The sequence below is a fragment of the Nocardia brasiliensis NBRC 14402 genome, assembly GCF_000308475.2.
Lineage (GTDB): Bacteria > Actinomycetota > Actinomycetes > Mycobacteriales > Mycobacteriaceae > Nocardia > Nocardia brasiliensis.
Genome location: NZ_BAFT02000038.1, coordinates 98,732 through 119,271, shown reverse-complemented (window position 1 = coordinate 119,271; position 20,540 = coordinate 98,732). Strand labels below are relative to the sequence as shown.

Here is a 20,540-nt window from a genome sequence, read left to right as displayed (position 1 = left end):
AGCGCTGTCGCCGCCCCGCGCACGAGGGTTATGGCTATCCTCGAGCTGTCCGCCCTTCCCGGACTGCTCGACCACGGACGAACCTCCGTCTCGGGCAAGGAGCGAGCGGGCTCGGATCAAGGTGGCGGCCGTCACAGTTCGACCGCCTCGGCGCAATGTGAGGCGAGTCCGTGTCGCTCTCGGCGCGCCAGTAAACGAATCACGGTGAGCGCGACCGGTCCGCTCTGCGGCGCTGCTACCTATCGTGGGCCACGCCACATATAAGCAGCCGTGCATACCTAGCGCAGGGGACCACCCAATGACCGTGACCGACGAGTATCTGCAGAACAACGCCGTCTACGCGAGCACCTTCACCGGACCACTGCCGTTGCCGCCCGCCAAGCAGGTCGCGGTGGTCGCGTGCATGGACGCCAGACTGAATGTCTATGGCGCACTGGGCATCCAGGAGGGCGAGTCGCATGTGATCCGGAACGCGGGCGGCGTCATCACCGCCGACGAGATCCGCTCGCTGGCGATCAGCCAGCGCCTGCTCGGCACCCGCGAGATCATCCTGATCCACCACACCGACTGCGGCATGCTGACTTTCACCGACGACGACTTCAAGGCGTCGATCCAGCAGGACACCGGCATCAAGCCCGAATGGGCGGCCGAGGCATTCGGTGATCTGGAAACCGATGTGCGCCAATCGATCGCGCGTATCGTCGCGAGTCCGTTCGTCGTGCACAAGGACTCCATCCGCGGTTTCATCTTCGATGTCGCGACCGGCAAGTTGAACGAGGTGCTCGCCGACTGACCGGCTGCGCGCCACACGAAATCCGGGCCCCTGGGCCCGGATTTTTCGTTTTTCGCCGCGCGCGACACGACACGCCGCTGAAAGTGTCGGCTACGTGACGGGTGGGCGAACATGAGCCGCGTCGCACCCGGATATCCGGCGTGGCGGCGCGGAACACGCCTGAGCTGCGTGAACGCTACCGGCGGGTAGACAAAACGGGCGCCGAATATGGTTGCGATCGCGCCGCGATGTCCCTATCCTCGATCGCGTGCCGAATCCCGCCGACCGCCACAGCGCAGCGCTCAACGTCGCAGACCGCGACAGCGCCGTGCTAATTCCGCTCACCGCGATGGTGGCGCGGCGGCGACTTCTCGTAGTACCCCGCCGTAGCGGGGTCTGATTCGGACCGGCCCCCTCGCTGCGGGCTGAAGACTTTTACTTGCTGGTCCCCTCTGTCAACTGAGCCACGACATTCTTCGGGAAGACCTAACTTTCAATGACCATCCTCACGCTTGATACAGACACGTTCCAGTCCGCCGCGCCCAGGGGCCTGCGCGCCGAAAGCATCGGCCTCACCCCGGCGCAATTCCACGATCGCTACTGCGAACACACCGGGCCGATCCGGCTCGGCGACTGGTCGCCCGCGGGCAGCCGGGGCGCGGAATTCACTGCGACACTGGAGTTCACCGACCACCTGCGTACCGTCATCGCCTCCGGCAGCCCGGTCGCGGCGATGACCTCGGCCCTCTACGACGAGGGCTACCCGGTCGAGATCCTGCAGTTCCATCAGCGGCGCACCCCGGAAGGCACCGCGACGTTCGTGCAGTGCGAATACAACGGCCGGCGCGGCTGGAGCGCGGCCCTGGCCGACGACAGTGCCGAGTCGACGGTCCGCGCGATGATCGCGGGCGTCAATCTGCTCGGTCACTGAGCCCTACCGGCAAGAACAGGGCCGTCCCTCCGCGGGGAGGGACGGCCCTGTTCGGTCGGCGGTTCGAGCGAATTACTGCTCGGCACCAGCCTGCTGCTCGGCGAGCTGCTTGCGCACCTCGTCCATGTCCAGACCCTTCACCTGGGTGACCAGGTCTTCGAGCGCGGCGGGCGGCAGGGCGCCGGGCTGTGCGAACACGAGCACGCCCTCGCGGAAGGCCATGATGGTCGGGATCGAGCGAATGTTCGCGGCGGCCGCGAGCCCCTGCTCGGACTCGGTGTCGACCTTGCCGTGTACAACATCGCTGTGCTTCTCGGACGAGGCCTCGAAGGTGGGCGCGAAGCTCTTGCACGGGCCGCACCACTCAGCCCAGAAATCGACGAGTACCACGTCGTTTCCGGCGACTACCTCTTCGAAATTCTGTTGGGTCAGCGTCTGGGTGGCCATGACGTCCTCTCATTCGGTATGTCGGCTATAACGCCGACCGTCGCTCTAATCTTCCATGGGCTGCACGGGCGCCCGCCCCTAATCGCCGTCCTCTCGCCGGATACCCACGTCCGTCGCCGGGAAATCACGGTGGCACCGAGGGCGGGTGATGGGGCGGTGCGCGGACCCGAGCCGGGCGAGGCGAGGATGAGACGGTGACGGATCGAACCAACGGGCCGGTACGGCTCGGACTGATCGACGGCGACGGCATCGGACCGGAAGTGGTGCGGGCCGCCCGGCAGGTCGTCGACGAGGCCGTGGCGGCGGCGGGCGCGCCGCCGATCGAATGGGTGCCGCTGCTCATGGGGCATCGGGCGATCGAGGAATACGGAGACCCGCTGCCGCGGCAGACCCTCGACGCGCTGGCCGAGGTCGACGGCTGGATTCTCGGCCCGCACGACAACGCGTCCTATCCGCCGCAGCATCGCGCGGCGCCGGGCGGCGCGATCCGGAAACAGTTCGGCCTGTACGCCAACATCCGGCCGGCTCGTGCCTTCGCCGGGGTCCGCGCGCTCGCGCCCGCCATCGATCTGGTGATCGTCCGGGAGAACAGCGAAGGTTTCTACGCCGATCGCAATATGTTCGCCGGCTCCGGGGAGTTCCGCGCCACCGAGGATGTCGCCATGGCGGTCGGCGTGGTGACCCGGCAGGCGTGTGAGCGGATTGCGCACGAGGCCCTCCGGCTCGCCGCGACTCGGCGCAAACGACTGACCATTGTGCACAAGGCGAACGTGTTGCCGATGACGATGGGCCTGTTCCGCGATGTGTGCTATGAAATTGCCCACGCCTATCCGGGGGTCGAGGTCGACGACGAACACGTCGACGCGACGGCCGCGCATCTGGTGCGCGCCGCCGCCGATTACGACGTTCTGGTCACCGAGAATCTCTTCGGTGACATCCTGTCCGACCTCGCCGGAGAGCTCAGCGGCTCGCTCGGTCTGGCCGCCTCGCTGAACTGCTCGGCCACGCACGCGATGGCGCAGGCGGTGCACGGCGCGGCGCCCGCGCTGGCCGGGCACAACCGCGCGAATCCGGCGGCGCTGCAACTCTCGGCGGCAATGCTGTTGCGCTGGTTGGGAACTCGGGACCGTGACGGTCGTAACAGCGGCACGCTGGGACAGGCCGCTGAGCGGGTGGAACGCGCCGTCGCCGCCACCTTCGAGGCCGGCATCGCCACCGCCGACCTGGGCGGACTGGCCTCGACGAGCGAGTTCACCGAACAGGTTTGTGCTAGGGTCCACCGCCGGTAGTCATGGTGTTGTAGCTCGGAGTGTTCAGCACGGAACGGATCAATCTTCCGTTACTGTCCAGCACGAAGCGTCTCGGTCGCTTAGATTGCCAACGGGTGGTGACACCCGGGTTTCTTGAATCCGAAATGTGGAGGGCTGCTGTGTCTGTTCGATCGGTTCTTGGCAGGCGTGCCCTGCAGGCGATGTGTGTACTCGCAGGAGGCGCACTGGTGCTGACGGGCTGTAGTAATACCGAAGACTCCGGACCCGCCGTCGACAAGGTGAAGGTCGACAAGGTCGACTCGATCGCGGCGCAGCTCCCCGACAAGATCAAGCAGTCCGGCAAGCTCGTCGTCGGCGTGAACATTCCGTATCAGCCGAACGAGTACAAGGATCCGAGCGGCAAGATCGTCGGCTACGACGTCGACCTGATGGACGCCGTCGCCGCCACGCTGGGCGTGCGGGCCGAGTACCTCGAGTCCGCGTTCGAGAAGATCATTCCGACCATCCAGGCCGGCACCTATGACGTCGGCATGTCCTCGATCACCGACACCAAGGAGCGCGAGCAGCAGGTCGACTTCACGACCTACTTCAACGTGCGCACCCAGTGGGCCCAGCAAAAGGGCAAGCCGATCAATCCGGACGACGCCTGCGGCAAGAAGGTCGCCGTGCAGGCCACCACCATTCAGGACACCGACGAACTCCCGGCCAAGAGCAAGAAGTGCGTCGAGGAGGGCAAGCCCGCGATCGACATCAAGTCGTTCGAGGAGCAGAGCGCCGCGACCAACGCGCTGGTGCTCGGCCAGGTCGACGGCATGGCCGCGGACCTGCCGGTGACGGTGTACGCGATCCAGAAGAGCGACGGCAAGATCGAGATCTCCGGTACGGCTTACGGCGAAGCGCTCTACGGCTGGGCGGTCGCGAAGGGTTCGCCGCTGGCCGGCGTGCTGCAGAAGGCGGTGCAGAGCCTGATCGACAACGGCAAGTACCTCGAGATCGCCAAGAACTGGGGCGTCGAGCAGGGCGCGATCACCAAGTCGGTCGTCAACGGCGCCGCGAGCTGACCCGATGAGTTCGAACGAAACCAAGCCGGTGCCCGGCGATCCCGGGCTCGGCGCGGCAGCGGACACCATGGAACCGGAGCCGATCAAAGCGGTTCCGCTACGCAGGCCCGGCCGGTGGATCGCCGCCGCGGTCATCCTGGTGCTGGTCGGATTGTTCGTCTACGGTGCCGCGACGAACGAGGCGTATCAATGGTCGACCTACCGCAAGTACCTGTTCGACAGCCGGATCGTGCAGGGCGCGGTCGTCACCCTGGAATTGACCGTGCTCGCCATGGCGATCGCCGTCCTGCTGGGCACGCTGCTCGCGGTGATGCGGCTCTCGCCGAACCCGGTGCTGCGTTCGGCGGCCTGGGTGTACCTCTGGATCTTCCGCGGCACACCGGTTTTCGTGCAGTTGGTGTTCTGGGGTCTGTTCCCCTCGCTGTACAAGACGATCGTGCTCGGCGTGCCGTGGGGGCCGCACCTGTTCGAGTTGAACGTGCAGAACATGCAGGCCGCCTTCACCTTCGCGGTGATCGGCCTGGGCCTCAACGAGGCCGCCTACATGGCCGAAATCGTCCGCGCCGGCATCAATTCCGTCGGTGAGGGCCAGCGCGAGGCGTCGATCGCGCTGGGCATGTCGTGGAGCCAGACCATGCGCCGGACGGTGCTGCCGCAGGCGATGCGGGTGATCATCCCGCCGACCGGCAACGAGCTCATCGGCATGCTGAAGACCACCTCGCTGGTCACGGCGTTGCCGTTGAGCACCGACCTCTACGGCCGGGCCCGCGAGATCTACGGCGTGAACTTTCAGCCGATTCCGCTGCTGCTGGTCACTGCCACCTGGTATCTCGCGATCACCAGCGTGCTGATGGTCGGTCAGTTCTACCTGGAGCGCTACTACTCGCGCGGCCTGTCCCGCCAGCTCACCGGTAAGCAGTTGCAGGAGCTGGCCGACGCCCAGACGATTGTGAAGGCGAAATGAGCAGCGTCGACGTCGAGCAGACCGCTCGACTCCCCATGATCGTCGCCGACCGGGTCTGCAAGAACTTCGGCGCGTTGCAGGTGCTCAAGGGCGTCTCGCTGGAGATCGGCCGCGGCGAGGTGCTGTGTGTCATCGGGCCGTCCGGTTCGGGCAAGTCCACCTTCCTGCGCTGCATCAACCATCTCGAGCAGGTCAACGCCGGACGGCTCTACGTGGACGGCGAACTCGTCGGCTACCAGGAGAAGAACGGCAAGCTCTACGAGCTGCACCCGCGCGAGGCGGCCCGGCAGCGGCGCGAAATCGGCATGGTGTTCCAGCATTTCAACTTGTTTCCGCATCGCACCGTGCTGGACAACGTGATCGAGGCGCCGACCCAGGTCAAGAAGGTGCGCAAGGCCGACGCCATCGCGAAGGCGAAGGAGCTGCTCGAGCGAGTCGGCTTGGCGGAGAAGGCGAATGCCTATCCGGCTCAGCTGTCCGGTGGGCAGCAGCAGCGCGTGGCGATCGCCCGCGCGCTGGCGATGGATCCGAAGCTGATGCTGTTCGACGAGCCGACCTCCGCGCTGGACCCGGAACTGGTCGGCGAGGTGCTCACGGTCATGCGTGAGCTCGCCGAGTCGGGCATGACCATGGTCGTGGTCACCCACGAAATGGGTTTCGCCCGAGAGGTGGCCGACAAGCTGGTGTTCATGGACGGCGGCGTGATCGTCGAGGCCGGCGCGCCGCGTGAGTTGCTCGCCAACCCGAAACACGAACGCACCAAGACGTTCCTGTCCCGGCTGCTCTGAGGCGCTGCGCTCCCGCACTCGAATTCGGGTGCGGGAGGGCCGGTCCTATGCCTCGGACGACGTTGTTTTGCCGCCCAGCGCGATCCGTAGCTGACCCAGCAGCACTTTGGCGGCCGGAGTGCCCGGCCGGTCGGCTCGCCAGACCAGCGCGAGCCTGCCGTGCATCTCGGGCTGCACGATCCGGACCACGCGGACCCTGAACGCCGCCGCTTCCGCGGGTGTGAGCTCGGGGACGACCGCGATGCCGAGACCGCGGGCCGCCAGTTGCAGCAGCAGCGGGGGAGCGGCCGCCTCGAAGGCGACGTTCGGCGTGAAACCGGCTGCCGCGCAGGAAAGTTCGAAGACGCCGCGCAGGCCGGTGCCGGGCGGAAGGCAGATCAGCGGCTGCTCGCGCAGTGCGTCGAGGGCGATCTCCGCGCCGTGCGTCCGGTCTGTTGCCGCGACCGCGGCCACCACCGCGGTCTCCAGCACCACCTCCATCCCGATTCCGGAATCTATTGGCGCGCCGGTCAATCCGATCAACGCGAGATCCAGGTCGCCGCGGCCGAGGGCGGCGAGCATGCGTTCGGAGGTGTCCTCGGTGAGGCTGATGCCGACCTGGGGATGGTCGTCGTGGAAGTCGGCGAGCACGCCGGCCACGTCGAACTCCTCGGTGGCCGCGCCCGAGATCAGGCCGACCCGTACCTGACCGCGCAGCAGGCCGGCGAATTCGTCCACCGTCGCGGTGATGCGCTCGGTCGCGGCGAGCGCGGCGCGGGCGTGGGCCAGCACCGCCGTGCCGACCTCGGTGGGCGTCACCGTGCGGGCGCCGCGGTCGAGCAACTGCTGGCCGAGTTCGCGTTCGAGCTGCCGGATCTGCGCGCTCAGTCCCGGCTGAGCGAGGTGCAGGCGCGCGGCGGCGCGGGTGAAGTTCGCCTCCTCGACCACCGTGACGAAGTAGCGCAGCTGACGCAGTTCCATAACTGATGATTCTAGTTACGAGAAGATCTATCTGTTGTACTTCTCGATGCGCCGCGGGCAGGGTCGAAGTCATGGGAAACACCGCAGAAAACATCACCGATACCTGCACCGGCCCGGTCTTCCGCCCCGGTGACGCCGGATACGACGAGGAGATCGCGGGCTTCCAGACCGCCTACACGCATCGGCCGGCACTGGTCGTCGGCGCCCGGCACGCCGAGGACGTCCGCGCCGCCATCGAGTACGCCGCACGGCACGGGCTGCCGGTGGCGGTGCAGGCCACCGGCCACGGGCTGTCGGTCCCCGCCGACGGCGGCGTGCTGATCAGCACCCGGCGCATGAACACTCTGGAGATTGATGTCGAGACGTGCACGGCACGGCTCGGCGCCGGTGTGCGGGCGGGCGAGCTGGTCGAGGCGGCCGCCGCGCACGGGCTCGCGCCGCTGATCGGCTCCTCGCCGTCGGTCGGTGTCGTGGGCTATCTGCTGGGGGGCGGAATCGGCCTGCTGGCAAGGGAATTCGGCTACGCGGCGGAGCACGTCGAGGCGCTCGAGCTGGTCACCGCGGACGGGCGGGTGCGCCGGGTGCAGCCCGGTGACGAGTTGTTCGCGGCGGCGCTGGGCAGCGGCGGCAATTTCGGCGTGGTGACCGCGGTCGTGCTCGGCCTGCTGCCGATCACCGAGGTATACGGCGGCCAGTTGATGTTCGATACGCCGCTGGTGGAACGGGCGCTGGAAGTCTGGCGGGACTGGACCGCGACGGTGCCCGACGAGCTGACCTCCACCGTGGCCATGCTGCGTTTCCCCGATATTCCGCAGGTGCCCGCGCCGCTGCGTGGCCGGTTCGTGGCGTCGTTCCGGATCGCCTATCACGGTGCTGGCGCCGACGGGGAGCGACTGGTCGCGCCGCTGCGGGCGGTGGGCGAGCGCCTGAAAGACGACCTGCGCGTCATGCCGTACACCGAATCGCACACCATCCACAGCGACCCCGATCACCCGCACGCGTACGCGGCCACCAACGTGCTGCTCGGTGCGCTGACCGGAGAAACGTTGTCCGCCTTGCTTTCCGCCGCCGGGCCGGACTCCGCTGCCGGTGCCGTGATCGACATCCGCCACCTCGGCGGCGCCCTGGCGAAGCCGCGCGCCGAGATCGCGGTGGACCATCGCGAGGCCGCCTACGTCGTCCGGGTCATCACGGACGCCGGGGAGGCGGGCACCGCACCGGCAAGCCAGGCGGCAATCCGGGCGGCGCTCGCACCCTGGACGCTCGGCCACAGCCTCAACTTCCTCTACGGCGCGGGCGCCGACGCGGACGAGGCGCAGACCCGGGGCGGTTACGCCGCCAGCACCTACACCCGGCTCGCCGAGCTGAAGGCAAAGTACGACCCGCGCAACATGTTCCGGTTCAACCGCAACATCCGCCCGGCGCGGCGCTGACCGCCCGGCTGCCGCACCCCGGGAGTGCGCGAAGAGAGTATGCGAAGTCGTGATGCCGGACCGCGGCGACCATCTGCTATCTTGGTGATATCACTTTGATAGTTGGAGGATGTCATGAAGCTACGTCCCGCGTTCCACGTCAACGGCTTCCTGGTGCTGGTGGCCTGGCTGGTGCTCACCTTGTTGCTCGGTGGCGGCGCGGCACTGGGGTATCTCGCGATGGCGCACGATCAGAACGTGCCCGCCCTGGTCGGGGCGATCGTCGCGAGCTTCCTGGTGCTCGTGCTGCTGCTGGGCGCGACCGGTTTGACCATCGTCAACCCGAACGAGGCCCAGGTGGTCCAGTTCTTCGGCCGCTACATCGGTTCGGTGAGCGAACCCGGCTTCTTCTCGGTGCTCCCGCTGACCGACCGCAAGCGGATCTCGTTGCGGGTGCGCAACTTCGAGACGCAGAAGCTGAAGGTCAACGACGCCGACGGCAACCCGGTCGAGATCGCCGCCGTGGTGGTCTACCGGGTGGTGGACAGCTTCAAGGCCGCCTTCTCGGTCGACGACTACGAGGAGTACGTGCAGACCCAGTCCGAGGCCGCGGTGCGTCACCTGGCCACCACGCACCCGTACGACTCGCACGACGACACCCGCACCAGCCTGCGGGACGGCAGCGAGGTGGCCGAGGAACTCACCGTCGAGTTGCGCGACCGCACCGAGCTGGCCGGCATCGAGGTGCTCGAGGCCCGCATCACCCACCTCGCCTACGCGCCGGAGATCGCCCAGGCCATGCTGGTCCGGCAGCAGGCCTCGCAGGTGGTCGCCGCCCGCACGCAGATCGTGGAAGGCGCGGTCGGCATGGTGAGTCTCGCACTCGACCGGCTCACCGAGCAGGGGGTGGTGGAACTCGACGAGGAACGCCGCGCCGCGATGGTGTCCAACCTGCTGGTGGTGCTCTGTGGTGACCGAGCGACCCAGCCCGTCGTGAACACCGGCTCGCTCTACAGCTGAACGCCGAAGCCCATGGCTGAGCGCAAGAAGCTACTGCTGCGACTGGACCCCGGCATCCACGAGGCCATCGCCAAGTGGGCCGCCGACGACCTGCGCAGCGTCAACGCCCAGATCGAATACGCACTGCGGTTGGCGCTCGAACAGGCGGGCCGCAAACCGAAATAGGGGCACCGAGCCGCACACCGACAAAATTCGGTGTGCGGCCGTGCCGTGTTCGCCGTTACGGTGGGCGGGTGCCTATCTCGTTCGATATCAGTGGACTGCAACAGATGGACACCAACACCTGGGGGGATCACAGCACCGGCGACATCGTCACGCTGACCTACCACGACTTGGTGCCCGACCTGCCCGCGCCGCTGGAAGATCTCGACACGCTGCGCACCCGGCTCGCGGAGATCTCGGCCGAATCGGGTTGTCTGGTCGAGGCTTTCCTCGTCTGGGTCGACAAGTTGCCCGGCCTGTTGCGGATCGAGAAGCTGCCGCTGCCGAACCGGGATCACGGCCTGGTCTTCGCGGCCTCGATCGTCGTGCCGAAGGACCGGTGCAGCGCGGTGTTCCAGATCCTGTGTCCCGAGTTCGGCACCACCGGTCTGCGCGAGGCGGCGCTGATGGCCCAGCTCGGCCCGCAGCACATGTTCCCGCCGCACCCGTACGCGCCCGGCCTGCGCGGCAAGCTGCCCTACAACATCGCCGACGAAGTCCGTTGGGACGAGCAGTTTCCCGACCATCCGGTGAGCCGGGCCCGCCGCTGGGTCGCCCGGACGGTCCCCACCGCCAAGGTCGACCCCGGCTTCGCGGCGCTGCCCTCGTTCCCCGGGCCGAAAACCTGAACTCCCGCACCCCTTCCGTGTTCCCGCACCCGCTATGGCCGGCCGTAGCGGGTGCGAAGCATCAAAACCCGTGCGACTGCGGCTTCTGCGCGATGAAGATCGCGGTCCCGGGGAAGATCTCACCGCGCAGCGGACTCCACTGACCCCATTCGCGGTCCAGCCATTCGGGCCAGTCCGGTTCGACGAGGTCCACCAGCAGCAGGCCGGCGGCCACGATTTCGCGGACGCGATCCCCGACGGTGCGGTGATGTTCGACGTAGGTCGGCTCGCCCGCGCCGTCCACCTCGACATACGGGGTGCGATCGAAATAGGGGATGGCGGCGGTGAGCCCGGCCGGGCCGGGATCGTCGGGAAAGATCCAGCGCATCGGGTGGTTCACCGAGAAGACCCAGCGGCCGCCGGGCCGCAGCACCCGGGCCACCTCGCGCATCACCTGCGCCGAATCAGCGACGAACGGGATCGCGCCGAACGCCGAGCAGGCCAGGTCGAAGGAGGCGTCGGCGAACGGCAGCGCCTCCGCGCCCGCCTGGACCAGCGGCACCTGCGGTCCGCCGCGTCGCATCGCGTCGAGCCCGCGGGTCAGCATGCCCATCGAGAGATCCAGCCCGACCGGATGTGCGCCCTGCCCGGCCAGCCAGCGCGAGCACGGCGCCGATCCGCAGCCGATCTCGAGCACCCGCTTGCCCGCGACCTCGCCCAGGAAACGCATGTCGCCTTCGTGCAGGCCCTCCGGGCACCAGACGAATTCGCCGTCTGGGGAATCGACGCCGAGGAACGCGGCGTGCGTCTCGTGGTACTGGCCCGCGTCCGCGTCCCACCAGCGCCGGCTGGCCTGCTGGCTGGCGGCCGAGCCGATCCGGGTTCGCGCCGTTCCCGCGGTCCCGAGCAGTGTGTTTGCCTCTGCATGGCGATCTTCCGACACGGGCGTCAGCTTATCGACCGGGGGTGCGGCGCTCGGCGCGCGGACCGGGAGGCCGGCCGCGGTACGCGTATATATATAGCCGCCTGCTTGCTGTGCACGGTCCGGGGAACGGCTCTACGGCGTGGCGGCCGGACCGGTTTGCCCGGCCGGACCAAGGTCGCGTACGCTGAACGCGCGAGTGCCTTCTGTACAGCCGTACCGGAGTCAACCACCCGTGCTGAGTTTCACGTGCGTTACGTGCGGTACGTTCCTTGTGTCCGTCTTCACTTCACCGCGGTGAATTCGCCAGCGTACCGAAAGTTCCAATGTCCGCAACCGACCACAATCCGTCCGGAGCAAACCGACATATGCCCACCACCGTCACCTCGCCGCAGGTAGCCGTCAACGACATCGGCTCCGCCGAGGATTTCCTCGCCGCCATCGACGCCACGATCAAGTACTTCAACGACGGCGACATCGTCGAAGGAACCATCGTCAAGGTCGACCGCGACGAGGTCCTGCTCGACATCGGTTACAAGACCGAAGGCGTCATCCCTTCCCGCGAACTCTCCATCAAGCACGATGTCGACCCGAACGAGGTCGTTTCCGTGGGCGATGAGGTCGAGGCTCTTGTTCTCACCAAGGAGGACAAGGAAGGCCGCCTGATCCTGTCGAAGAAGCGGGCGCAGTACGAGCGCGCGTGGGGCACGATCGAGGAGCTCAAGGAGAAGGACGAGGCCGTCAAGGGCACCGTCATCGAGGTCGTCAAGGGCGGCCTGATCCTCGACATCGGTCTCCGCGGCTTCCTGCCCGCCTCGCTCGTCGAGATGCGTCGCGTCCGCGACCTCCAGCCGTACGTCGGCAAGGAGATCGAGGCCAAGATCATCGAGCTGGACAAGAACCGCAACAACGTGGTCCTGTCCCGTCGCGCCTGGCTGGAGCAGACCCAGTCCGAGGTGCGCAGCGAGTTCCTGCACCAGCTGCAGAAGGGCCAGGTCCGCAAGGGTGTGGTCTCCTCGATCGTCAACTTCGGTGCCTTCGTGGACCTGGGCGGCGTCGACGGTCTGGTGCACGTCTCCGAGCTGTCCTGGAAGCACATCGACCACCCGTCCGAGGTCGTCGAGGTCGGCACCGAGGTCACCGTCGAGGTGCTCGACGTCGATCTGGATCGCGAGCGGGTTTCGCTCTCGCTCAAGGCGACCCAGGAAGACCCGTGGCGTCAGTTCGCCCGCACCCACGCGATCGGCCAGATCGTGCCGGGCAAGGTCACCAAGCTGGTTCCGTTCGGTGCGTTCGTGCGCGTCGAAGAGGGCATCGAGGGCCTGGTGCACATCTCCGAGCTGGCCGAGCGCCACGTGGAGGTCCCGGACCAGGTGGTCGCGGTCGGCGACGACGCGATGGTCAAGGTCATCGACATCGACCTGGAGCGTCGCCGGATCTCGCTGTCGCTGAAGCAGGCGAACGAGGACTACCACGCCGAGTTCGACCCGTCGAAGTACGGCATGGCCGACAGCTACGACGAGCAGGGCAACTACATCTTCCCCGAGGGCTTCGATCCCGACACCAACGAGTGGCTCGAGGGCTTCGACAAGCAGCGCGAAGAGTGGGAAGGCCGCTACGCCGAGGCGGAGCGTCGCCACAAGATGCACACCGCGCAGATGGAGAAGATGGCGGCCGACGCTGCGGCCGAGGCCGCGAACGGCGGCGGCTCCTCGAACTACTCCTCCGAGAGCGGTTCGCAGGCATCCTCGTCCTCCAGCTCGTCCGAGTCGGCCGGTGGTTCGCTGGCCAGCGACGCGCAGCTGGCGGCCCTGCGGGAGAAGCTCTCCGGCAACGCCTGATAGACGCACTACGACGAAGGCCCCGGTCCGCTGGACCGGGGCCTTCGCCCTTCTCGCAGGTGGCCGGACCGCTGCGGAAAGCCGTGACAGGTAGCGGCGGCCGGTATCGTTGGTGTGATGTCCGATGCCATTGCCGAGCTTTCCTCGACCTCCTGGGAACGCAGGAAGATCGAGGCGATGGGCCGAATCCAGCGGGTCGCCCTGGATCTGTTCGACGCGCACGGGTACCGGAATGTGACGATCGAGCGGGTCGCCGCCGCAGCGGAGGTGTCACCGAGTTCGGTCTACCGCTATTTCGGCACCAAGGAGATGCTCGTCCTGTACGACGAGGCCGATCCGAAGGTGCTCGAGGCGGTCCGGACCGCGGGCGGGCCGCAGACCGTCGCCCCGGCCGAGCTGATTGCGGTCGGGCGGCTGCTCGTCCCGGTATTGCTCGAGTCGCTGCTGACCGCGGAGGCCGAGCACCGCATCCGGCAGCGGCTGCAGTTCATCGCGGCGGTGCCCGAGATCCGGGCCGGGCAGACCAAACAGATGCGGGAACTGGAAGACGAGTTCCGGACGCTGGTCGCGGAGCGAACCGGCTTCGGCCCCAACGATCTTCGGGTGCGGATGGCCGCGGCCACCGCGGTCTGGGGCTGCGTCGCCGCGCTGGACCATTGGGCCGGAACGGGTTTCGCCGGACGGCTGAAAGACGTTTACGCCGAGGCGTTCGGGTCGATCATCGACCAGGTCGAGACCATGTTCAGGTAGTCACCCGCGGCGCGCGCGACTTGCGTTGCGGCAGCCACCAATTCCAGCGGCCGAACAGCCGCATGAAGGCCGGCACCAGCACCAGTCGCACCAGCACCGCGTCGATCGCGATGGCGACCGCGAGCGCGAAGCCGATCTGCTTCAGCTCCAGCACGTCCGCGGTCACGAAGCTGGCGAACACGGCGACCATGATGGCGGCCGCCGCGGTGATCGGCCGGGCCGTGCGCTGCAGGCCGTCGGCGACGGCAGCGGCGTTGTCTCCGTGCACATCCCAGTGTTCCTTCATCCGCCGGATGAGGAACACCTCGTAGTCCATCGAGAGTCCGAACAGTACCGCGAACACCAGCATCGGCAGATAGATCTGCAAGAACCCGGTGCTCTGGAATCCGAGCACGCCCGCGCCGACACCGTGCTGGAACACCGCGACGGTGATGCCGAGCGCCGCGCCGGTGGCGAGCAGGTTCATCGCGATCGCCTTGAGCGCGAGCACGATACTGCGGAACGCGACGACGAGGAAGCCGAGCGAGATCGCGAGCACCAGCGTGATCACCCACGGGAAGCGGTCGGTGATCCGGTGCGACACATCGACGAACAACGCGGACGTGCCGCCGACCTTCACCTCGGCGTGCGTCAGAGCCGCTGCGCGGGCACGGATATCGGTCACCAGCTCGGCGGATTCGGTCGACTCGAAGGAGGCTTTGGGCACGACGGCCGCGAACATCCTGCCCTGCGCGTACTGCGGCAGCACCGCCGCAATCCGGGGATCTCGGGAGAACTCACCGATGAGTCGGTCCCCGTCGGCGCGAGCGTCGGCGGTGAGCGGGGTGTCGGCGGTGCCGGTCACGACCACCTCGATCGGCGACACCAGACCGGGGGTGAAGTTCTGCTTCACCAACGTGAGCCCTTGGCCGGACGCACGATCGGTGAGTGATCCGAGGCCCACGTCGACGCCGTAGCGCAGGCCGGTCAGCGGAGCGGCCGCGACGAGCAGCAGCGCGACCCCGACCGCGCCGAACAGCACCGGCCGCGCCATCACGATGCGAGCCCAGCGCGCCCAACCGCTCGACGCCGTGGCCGCGCGCACCTCGGCGGGCCGCAGGCGTTCGGGTAGCGCGCCGCGATTGATCGCGGGCCCCAGCGCGGCGAGCAGGGCGGGCAGCAGCGTGAAGGCAGCCGCCATCGTGGCGATCACCGCGGTCACCACACCGATCGCGACCCCGTTCAGCATCGGCAGCCCGACCACGACGAGGGAGCACAGCGAGATCATCACGATGAGCCCGGAGGCGAGCACCGTCCGTCCGGTGGTGTCCATCGCCGCACCGACGGCCTGCGCGATGGCGGTGTGCTCCTGCCTGTTTCGGACGCCGCGCCGCGTCAGCTCCTCGTTGAACCGGCTGACGATGAACATGCCGTAGTCGATCGCGGTGCCGGTGGCGATCATGGTGGCGACCGAGAGCACCAGCGAGTCGAAGGCGAGGAACGTGGTCAAGCCGAACAGCGCGCCGACCGCAACGGCGATCCCGGCCGCGGTGACGCTGATCGGCAGCGCGGCGGCGGCCACCGCGCCCAGGGCCAGTACCAGCAGCACCGCGGCGATAGGCACGCCGAGCGCCTCGCCGCGTTGCAGATCCGCCGTTTCGATCTCCATCAGATCGGCCTGGATCGGCGCGTAGCCGGTGAGCACGGCTTGCGCGCTCGCGTCGGATTCGGCGGCGAGCGCGGTGCGCAGTTCCCGGACGACGCTGACCCGCTCGGAGATGTCGCCGTCGAGGCCGACGACGGCGAAGGCGGTGTGCCGGTCGGCGGCGATCTGGGCGGCATTGCCGTCGAACGGGCCGACGGCGCCGGCGACGCCGTCGGTCTGCCGGACCGTGGCCAGGGCGCGCTCGATCGCCGCACGGAATTCCGGCGCCTCGACCGTCGCGGTGTCGGAATGGAAGACGATGAGGTCCTGTTCGGTGCCGAACTGGGCGAAGTGCTCGGCGACCAGCCTGCTCGCCGCGACGGAGTCCGAACCCGGCACGGAGTAGTCGGGGGTGCCGAGCCGGGCGTGCAGGGCGGGGTAGGTCGCGCCGCAGGCGATGACCAGCAGCACCCAGACGGCGAGCACGATTCGGCGATGCCTGGCCATCGCCATGCCCCAGCGACCGGCGGCGCCCCAGCGCGGCGTGGCGTGCGGGGGTTGCGGCCGTTCGAGGATGGTCGGTTGCGCCATCGCCCCTCCCAGGGTTCGCTACCTGACAGTGACTATCAGATTCTTTCGGTCAGCATACGAATACTGAGGGAGTGGAAGCAAGGGACTATCAATTTTGTGGCAGTGGTCCGGTTGCCGGAGCTGTGCGCGGCGAGGCTGTGCTGTTGGGGGGTGGTGCCGCTGGGCAAATCCGGCGGTCGCGGTGCGGGGCCGAGATCCGCCCGTCGCCGATAGACGAAATGAGCCCGCCGCCGACGTGGCACGATCCGGTGCGACAGGTGCTGTCGCGGATCGAGGGCGCGCCGGCGGCGGGCTCGAATTCAGTTGTCCGCGTGGTGCATCAGCTGGGGCTGGACGCGCCGCGACGGTTTCGTCGTGCCTCCTCGGGTCACCTCCGGCGGGCCGGTCGGGCGGGTGGTCCACCCGCCCGGCTGGGCCGTGGTGAGCACGACGACCTGGATCTGTTCCAGCCGCAGCCCCAGCCCGGCGAGCCGGGCGATCACGCCGAGCCGGTGTTCCGGCAGCCCCGGGCGGATCGCCAAGGGTTCCCGGCCGGGCCGGCGCAGCACGTAGGTCCGCCGTTCGAGGTCGAACTCGAGCGGCGCACCGTCGCGCACGGCGCGGTAGGCGTCGAGATCCAGGGTGGTGTGCTGGACCGGGTCGATCATCATCGCCTCGATCAGCCGCTCGGCATGGGCCAGCCGCATCGCCCGATCGTCCGGTTCCAGCCACTCCACCCGCTGCGCCACCCGCCACCGATAGTCCTCGGCCGCGGCGCGGAGCAGGTACCGATGCCGCTCGATCTCTGCCGCCAGCTCCACCAGCCGCTCGAGATCGACATGCATCGGGTCGCGCGGGTCGGGTGTCGAAGCTGGGACATCAGGCATTGCGCCTCCTCGTTCGAGTGCCAATTACCTTTCGCGGCAACTCGATCGACGTCCGACCTGAGAACTATTCTCCCTCAGGGGTACGACAAGTTTCGGCGCTCAGTAGCCGACGGTGAAGCGGCGCTGGACGAACCGGGGCTGTTCCGCCTCGTCTAGCAGTGCGACGGCGATGTCCTCGGCCGAGATGTCGCCCGCGCCGGGAGCCGGGGACAGCAGCTGGTCGCCGCCGATACGGAACTGCCCGGTGCGCTCGCCGGGTTCGATCCGGCCCGCGGACGGACTGAGGTAGGTCCAGTGGCGATCGGACAGCCGATAGACGTTCAGGCTGTCGCGCAGTGCGCGCACCACGTCGATGTACTCCGCGGGTACCTCCAGCACCTCGGTCAAGGTGCGGGTGAAATCCGCTCCGGTGTCGACCAATTGGCGACCGGGCGCGACCTCCAGGCTGCCCGCGCCGCCGACGGCGATCAGCCGGACCCGGGGCTGCCGTTCGAGCGCGCGCACCATGGCCTGCGCGCCGGTGACGAAATCGCCGGCGTTGGCGATGGTGTCGGCGATGTCGCGCCCGGCGTTCACGGCGCTGATCACCACGTCGGCGCCCGTGATGGCGGTGGCGATGCTGTCGGCGTCGAGCCAATCGGCCACCTGCCAGCGCACCCCGGCCTGCTCGGCCGGGATCCGGGCCGCGTCCCGGGTGAACGCGGTCACGCGGTGTCCCCGCCGGGTGGCCTCGGCGACGACCCGGCTGCCGATGACGCCGGTCGCCCCGAAAATTCCGATTTCCACGATCACTCCCTCGACGCTGTTCATTTACTACACGCCGTTCAGTAACAGCACGGACGATAGTAGCCAAACGCTGTAGAGTGTCAAACCGTGGTCGAGGCAGTCAGGAGTCGCAGGGAGCGGTTACGTGCGCAAGCGTCGGACGAGATCAAGGCGATCGCCTTACGGTTGCTCGCCGAGGGCGGGCCGGACGCGGTCTCGTTGCGTGCCATCGCCCGTGAGATGGGCATGACCGCGGGTGCCATCTACGGCTACTACGCCACCCGCGACGACCTGATCTCCACGCTGATCTCCGATGTCTACACCGCGCTGGTGGATCGGGTCGAGGCCGCGCGGGACGCGGTTCCCGTCGCCGACCCGGCGGGACGAATCGTCGCGTGGGGAGAGACCGTGCGCGACTGGGCGATCGCGCATCCCGCGGAGTTCCGGCTCATCTATGGCGATCCGGTGGCCGGCTACCAGCCACCGCCCGGCGGGCCCGCGACCGCGGCCGAATTGCGGGCCTGCACCGGGCTCGTCGGCTTGGCCGCGGCGGCCTGGCCGCACGCCGCGGCGCGGCAGACGGTCGGCGACGAGGACTGGTCCGATTTCGATGCGGGCCTGGTCGCCCACGTGCGCAACGACTTTCCCGAGCTGCCGCCCGCGGCGCTGAGCCTGGCGCTGCGGATGTGGGGCCGGATGCACGGGCTGATCGCGCTCGAGGTCTACGGTCACCTGGTGCCGCAGGCGCAAGCCCCCGCGAAGCTCTATCACGCCGAAATGCTGGACCTGGTCCGGTCGCTCGGGCTCTAGCCGGGATGAGCCAGATAGCGACGACGATCGGCAAACTCGCGCCGGTGGCGCTGGTGTTCGGCGGTGGCGTCGTCTTCGCGCGGCGCAAGATCATCGGCGCCGAGATCTCGAAAGCGTTCTCCGACTTCGCGTTTCTGTTCGCGATTCCCTGTTATCTGGCCGGGGCACTGTATTCGAGTGACCTCGGGCGCCTCTTCGATCCGCGCGCCATCGCCGCGTATCTGGTCACCGCGCTGGCCGGCATGCTGGTGGTCGGGTTCTGGTCGCGGCGGGTGACCGGCGCGGACAGCCGGGGGATCGCGCTGCGCATCATGGCCGGGGTGCAGGTGAACACCACCTATTTCGCGATCCCGGTGTTCGTGCTGCTGTTCGGTGACGCCGCGCCGATCTTCCCGATCATCCTGCTCCAGGTCTGCGTGCTCACCGTCGTGGTCATCGCCGTCATGGAATTCGGTGCCGGACAAGAGGATCCGGGTGGACAGCGGCCGATCGCCGCCGCGGTGCGCGGGATTCGCGCTGCCTGGCTGACGTATTCGGTGTTGATCGCCGCCATGCCCTCGCCGCAGAATCTGTTCATCTTCGCCCAGCGCTACGAGACGGACATCGATCTGGCGGCGTCGATCGTCGCGAAGACCTCGCTGGCGACGTTGCTGCTATTGCCTGGATGGTTGCTGCTGGCCCGGTGACGGTGCCGGTCAGAGGCCGAGGTACCCGACGGTGGCCGCGAACATGATCGCGGTGAACAGCGGCCAGAACAGCACCTTGGGCAGCAGGTTGTCCCGCCAGGCCAGTGCTCTGCCGAAGGCGCCGTGCAGCAGCAGGGTCGCGTTGAGCGCCACGAGCAGCGTCATCACGTACAGGGTGAAGTACCAGTACTCGATGTAGGAGATGCCCGCCGAGCCCACTTCGGTGCGGGCCGCGTTGTCGTTGACCGCGACGACCAGCACGGTGGACACGGAGAAGGTGATGATCGCGAACGCGGTGAAGCCGGAGATCGGCCGCCGGTCCGGGTCGGTGGTGATGACGAACAGCGAAAGGAACATCAGCACCGCCAGCAGCAGCACCGGCACGATCCGGCCGAGCAGCGGTCCGAGCAGCCCGCGAGTGACGCCGACGTTGAAGTACAGCTCGTCGGTATTGGCCAGCCCGGGATGGGTGAGCATGCTGTACGCCTGGTGATTGAGGCTCCACACGGTGTACTCGGGCTCCCAGTCGCCGAAGACCAAGCCGGGGTCCAACCCGTTGAGCGCGTGCGGGTCCCACGGCGGAAACGATTCGAACGAGGGCACCAGCTGCACCGGATGGATCATGTCGACCGGGCGCATGCGCAGCCAGATGTCCTGGTGGTCGAGCGGATAGTCCTGGTAGTGGAACTGCTGGCGGATGACGGTGGAGAACGACCAGACGACCACGCGCCAGTCGCCGAGCGGGTACTCGAACACCTTCTTGGGGCTGTGCGGGTCCTCGGCCTCGAGCAGCTGCACGCCGATCTCGATCTCCGCCGGGAAGTCGGACGGTATGTGCTGCCAGATGTGGCCGACCGCTTTGACGTTGTGCGCGTTGACGAACTGCAGCGAGTTCACCAGCACGCCGGTGGAGAGCCGGGGGACATGCCGGTCCTGCGGCAGGTTCGGCCGCACCGCCGCCTCGGCCTCGGCGTAGGACGACACCGTGGTGCCGATCTCCGCGACCGGTGCGTGCTTGCTCGCCGCGTGCGTCCACGAGTACACGGTGCCCGCGGCCAGCAGCAGGGACACCGCCGTGGCGGCGAGCCACAGCAGCAGCTTCCATTTCGATACCAAGCCCGAGACCGCATCCCTGATCGGCACAGCCAGGAGATTAGCTCTCCATTAGCCACTCGAGCGGTATTCGGACATCAGCCGACGCGTCGCGTCCGGCTCGACGGGTGTGTCCGGTTTCACTGAAAATGCTAATG

Annotated in this window: 21 protein-coding genes; 14 read left to right on the top strand and 7 right to left on the bottom strand. The window is 67.9% G+C overall.

From position 1 onward, the window contains the following. Window positions 1-298: 298 nt before the first annotated feature. Window positions 299-793 carry a beta-class carbonic anhydrase gene (locus TY25_RS11970; protein ID WP_042255983.1) on the top strand — a complete coding sequence of 165 codons (495 nt, stop codon included), beginning with the start codon at window positions 299-301 and terminating at the stop codon, window positions 791-793. A gap of 475 nt (window positions 794-1,268) precedes the next feature. Further along, the gene (locus TY25_RS11965; protein WP_042255982.1) at window positions 1,269-1,703 is read left to right on the top strand and encodes a 2-isopropylmalate synthase; all 435 of its coding nucleotides are present in this window, start codon (window positions 1,269-1,271) and stop codon (window positions 1,701-1,703) included. A gap of 72 nt (window positions 1,704-1,775) precedes the next feature. Here TY25_RS11965 and trxA read toward each other — a convergent pair whose 3' ends face one another. Then, window positions 1,776-2,150 (bottom strand): thioredoxin, encoded by a 375-nt coding sequence (gene trxA / locus TY25_RS11960; RefSeq protein WP_014983374.1) that lies wholly within the window; start codon window positions 2,148-2,150, stop codon window positions 1,776-1,778. A gap of 194 nt (window positions 2,151-2,344) precedes the next feature. Here trxA and TY25_RS11955 point away from each other — a divergent pair, with 194 nt between their 5' ends. From TY25_RS11955 to TY25_RS11940, 4 genes are all read left to right on the top strand, one after another. Next, a complete protein-coding gene (locus TY25_RS11955; protein ID WP_042255981.1) occupies window positions 2,345-3,439 on the top strand; it encodes an isocitrate/isopropylmalate dehydrogenase family protein in 1,095 nt (364 codons plus the stop codon). 182 nt (window positions 3,440-3,621) lie between these two features. Continuing rightward, a complete protein-coding gene (locus tag TY25_RS11950) occupies window positions 3,622-4,482 on the top strand; it encodes an ABC transporter substrate-binding protein (protein WP_081868823.1) in 861 nt (286 codons plus the stop codon). A 4-nt stretch (window positions 4,483-4,486) separates the two neighbouring features. Continuing rightward, window positions 4,487-5,446, top strand: coding sequence for an amino acid ABC transporter permease (locus TY25_RS11945; protein ID WP_042255979.1), 960 nt, complete (start codon window positions 4,487-4,489; stop codon window positions 5,444-5,446). A 35-nt stretch (window positions 5,447-5,481) separates the two neighbouring features. Next, on the top strand, window positions 5,482-6,234 hold the full coding sequence (locus tag TY25_RS11940) for an amino acid ABC transporter ATP-binding protein (RefSeq protein WP_014983378.1): 753 nt from the start codon (window positions 5,482-5,484) through the stop codon (window positions 6,232-6,234). Window positions 6,235-6,279: 45 nt separating this feature from the next. Here the strand turns inward: TY25_RS11940 and TY25_RS11935 are convergent, their stop codons facing one another. Continuing rightward, window positions 6,280-7,194, bottom strand: a complete 915-nt coding sequence (locus tag TY25_RS11935; protein ID WP_042255978.1) for a LysR family transcriptional regulator — start codon at window positions 7,192-7,194, stop codon at window positions 6,280-6,282. Window positions 7,195-7,265: 71 nt separating this feature from the next. Between TY25_RS11935 and TY25_RS11930 the strand changes: the two genes are divergently transcribed. The 4 genes from TY25_RS11930 (at window position 7,266) to TY25_RS11920 (ending at window position 10,456) form a co-directional block, all read left to right on the top strand. Continuing rightward, window positions 7,266-8,627: an FAD-binding oxidoreductase gene (locus tag TY25_RS11930; protein ID WP_042255977.1), complete on the top strand. Its 1,362-nt coding sequence runs from the start codon at window positions 7,266-7,268 to the stop codon at window positions 8,625-8,627. 114 nt (window positions 8,628-8,741) lie between these two features. Next, complete coding sequence (locus tag TY25_RS11925) at window positions 8,742-9,626, top strand: SPFH domain-containing protein (RefSeq protein WP_042255976.1); 885 nt, start codon at window positions 8,742-8,744, stop codon at window positions 9,624-9,626. A gap of 12 nt (window positions 9,627-9,638) precedes the next feature. Continuing rightward, entirely contained in the window at window positions 9,639-9,791 is a 153-nt protein-coding gene (locus TY25_RS43385) for a type II toxin-antitoxin system antitoxin (RefSeq protein WP_014983382.1), read from the top strand. 68 nt (window positions 9,792-9,859) lie between these two features. Continuing rightward, window positions 9,860-10,456, top strand: a complete 597-nt coding sequence (locus tag TY25_RS11920; protein ID WP_052382936.1) for a hypothetical protein — start codon at window positions 9,860-9,862, stop codon at window positions 10,454-10,456. A 61-nt stretch (window positions 10,457-10,517) separates the two neighbouring features. On the opposite strand, the gene TY25_RS11915 is transcribed toward TY25_RS11920, so the two are convergent. After that, complete coding sequence (locus tag TY25_RS11915) at window positions 10,518-11,378, bottom strand: class I SAM-dependent methyltransferase (protein ID WP_042255974.1); 861 nt, start codon at window positions 11,376-11,378, stop codon at window positions 10,518-10,520. Between the two features lie 347 nt (window positions 11,379-11,725). Between TY25_RS11915 and rpsA the strand changes: the two genes are divergently transcribed. Both rpsA and TY25_RS11905 read left to right on the top strand, forming a co-directional pair. After that, window positions 11,726-13,198 (top strand): 30S ribosomal protein S1, encoded by a 1,473-nt coding sequence (gene rpsA, locus TY25_RS11910; protein ID WP_014983385.1) that lies wholly within the window; start codon window positions 11,726-11,728, stop codon window positions 13,196-13,198. Window positions 13,199-13,315: 117 nt separating this feature from the next. Further along, the gene (locus TY25_RS11905; RefSeq protein WP_052382935.1) at window positions 13,316-13,948 is read left to right on the top strand and encodes a TetR/AcrR family transcriptional regulator; all 633 of its coding nucleotides are present in this window, start codon (window positions 13,316-13,318) and stop codon (window positions 13,946-13,948) included. Here the strand turns inward: TY25_RS11905 and TY25_RS11900 are convergent. From TY25_RS11900 to TY25_RS11890, 3 genes are all read right to left on the bottom strand, one after another. Beyond that, window positions 13,941-16,163, bottom strand: a complete 2,223-nt coding sequence (locus tag TY25_RS11900; protein ID WP_052382934.1) for an MMPL family transporter — start codon at window positions 16,161-16,163, stop codon at window positions 13,941-13,943. The two genes, TY25_RS11905 and TY25_RS11900, sit on opposite strands and share 8 nt — an antisense overlap. Before the next feature lie 299 nt (window positions 16,164-16,462). Continuing rightward, window positions 16,463-17,029 carry a hypothetical protein gene (locus TY25_RS11895; RefSeq protein ID WP_146154022.1) on the bottom strand — a complete coding sequence of 189 codons (567 nt, stop codon included), beginning with the start codon at window positions 17,027-17,029 and terminating at the stop codon, window positions 16,463-16,465. A gap of 99 nt (window positions 17,030-17,128) precedes the next feature. After that, window positions 17,129-17,815 carry an NAD(P)-dependent oxidoreductase gene (locus TY25_RS11890; protein WP_042256158.1) on the bottom strand — a complete coding sequence of 229 codons (687 nt, stop codon included), beginning with the start codon at window positions 17,813-17,815 and terminating at the stop codon, window positions 17,129-17,131. Window positions 17,816-17,902: 87 nt separating this feature from the next. Between TY25_RS11890 and TY25_RS11885 the strand changes: the two genes are divergently transcribed. Beyond that, the gene (locus TY25_RS11885; protein ID WP_042255972.1) at window positions 17,903-18,604 is read left to right on the top strand and encodes a TetR/AcrR family transcriptional regulator; all 702 of its coding nucleotides are present in this window, start codon (window positions 17,903-17,905) and stop codon (window positions 18,602-18,604) included. A gap of 5 nt (window positions 18,605-18,609) precedes the next feature. After that, on the top strand, window positions 18,610-19,290 hold the full coding sequence (locus tag TY25_RS11880; RefSeq protein WP_042255971.1) for an AEC family transporter: 681 nt from the start codon (window positions 18,610-18,612) through the stop codon (window positions 19,288-19,290). Between the two features lie 9 nt (window positions 19,291-19,299). On the opposite strand, the gene TY25_RS11875 is transcribed toward TY25_RS11880, so the two are convergent. Continuing rightward, window positions 19,300-20,433, bottom strand: coding sequence for a hypothetical protein (locus TY25_RS11875; protein WP_042255970.1), 1,134 nt, complete (start codon window positions 20,431-20,433; stop codon window positions 19,300-19,302). Window positions 20,434-20,540 lie beyond the last annotated feature (107 nt).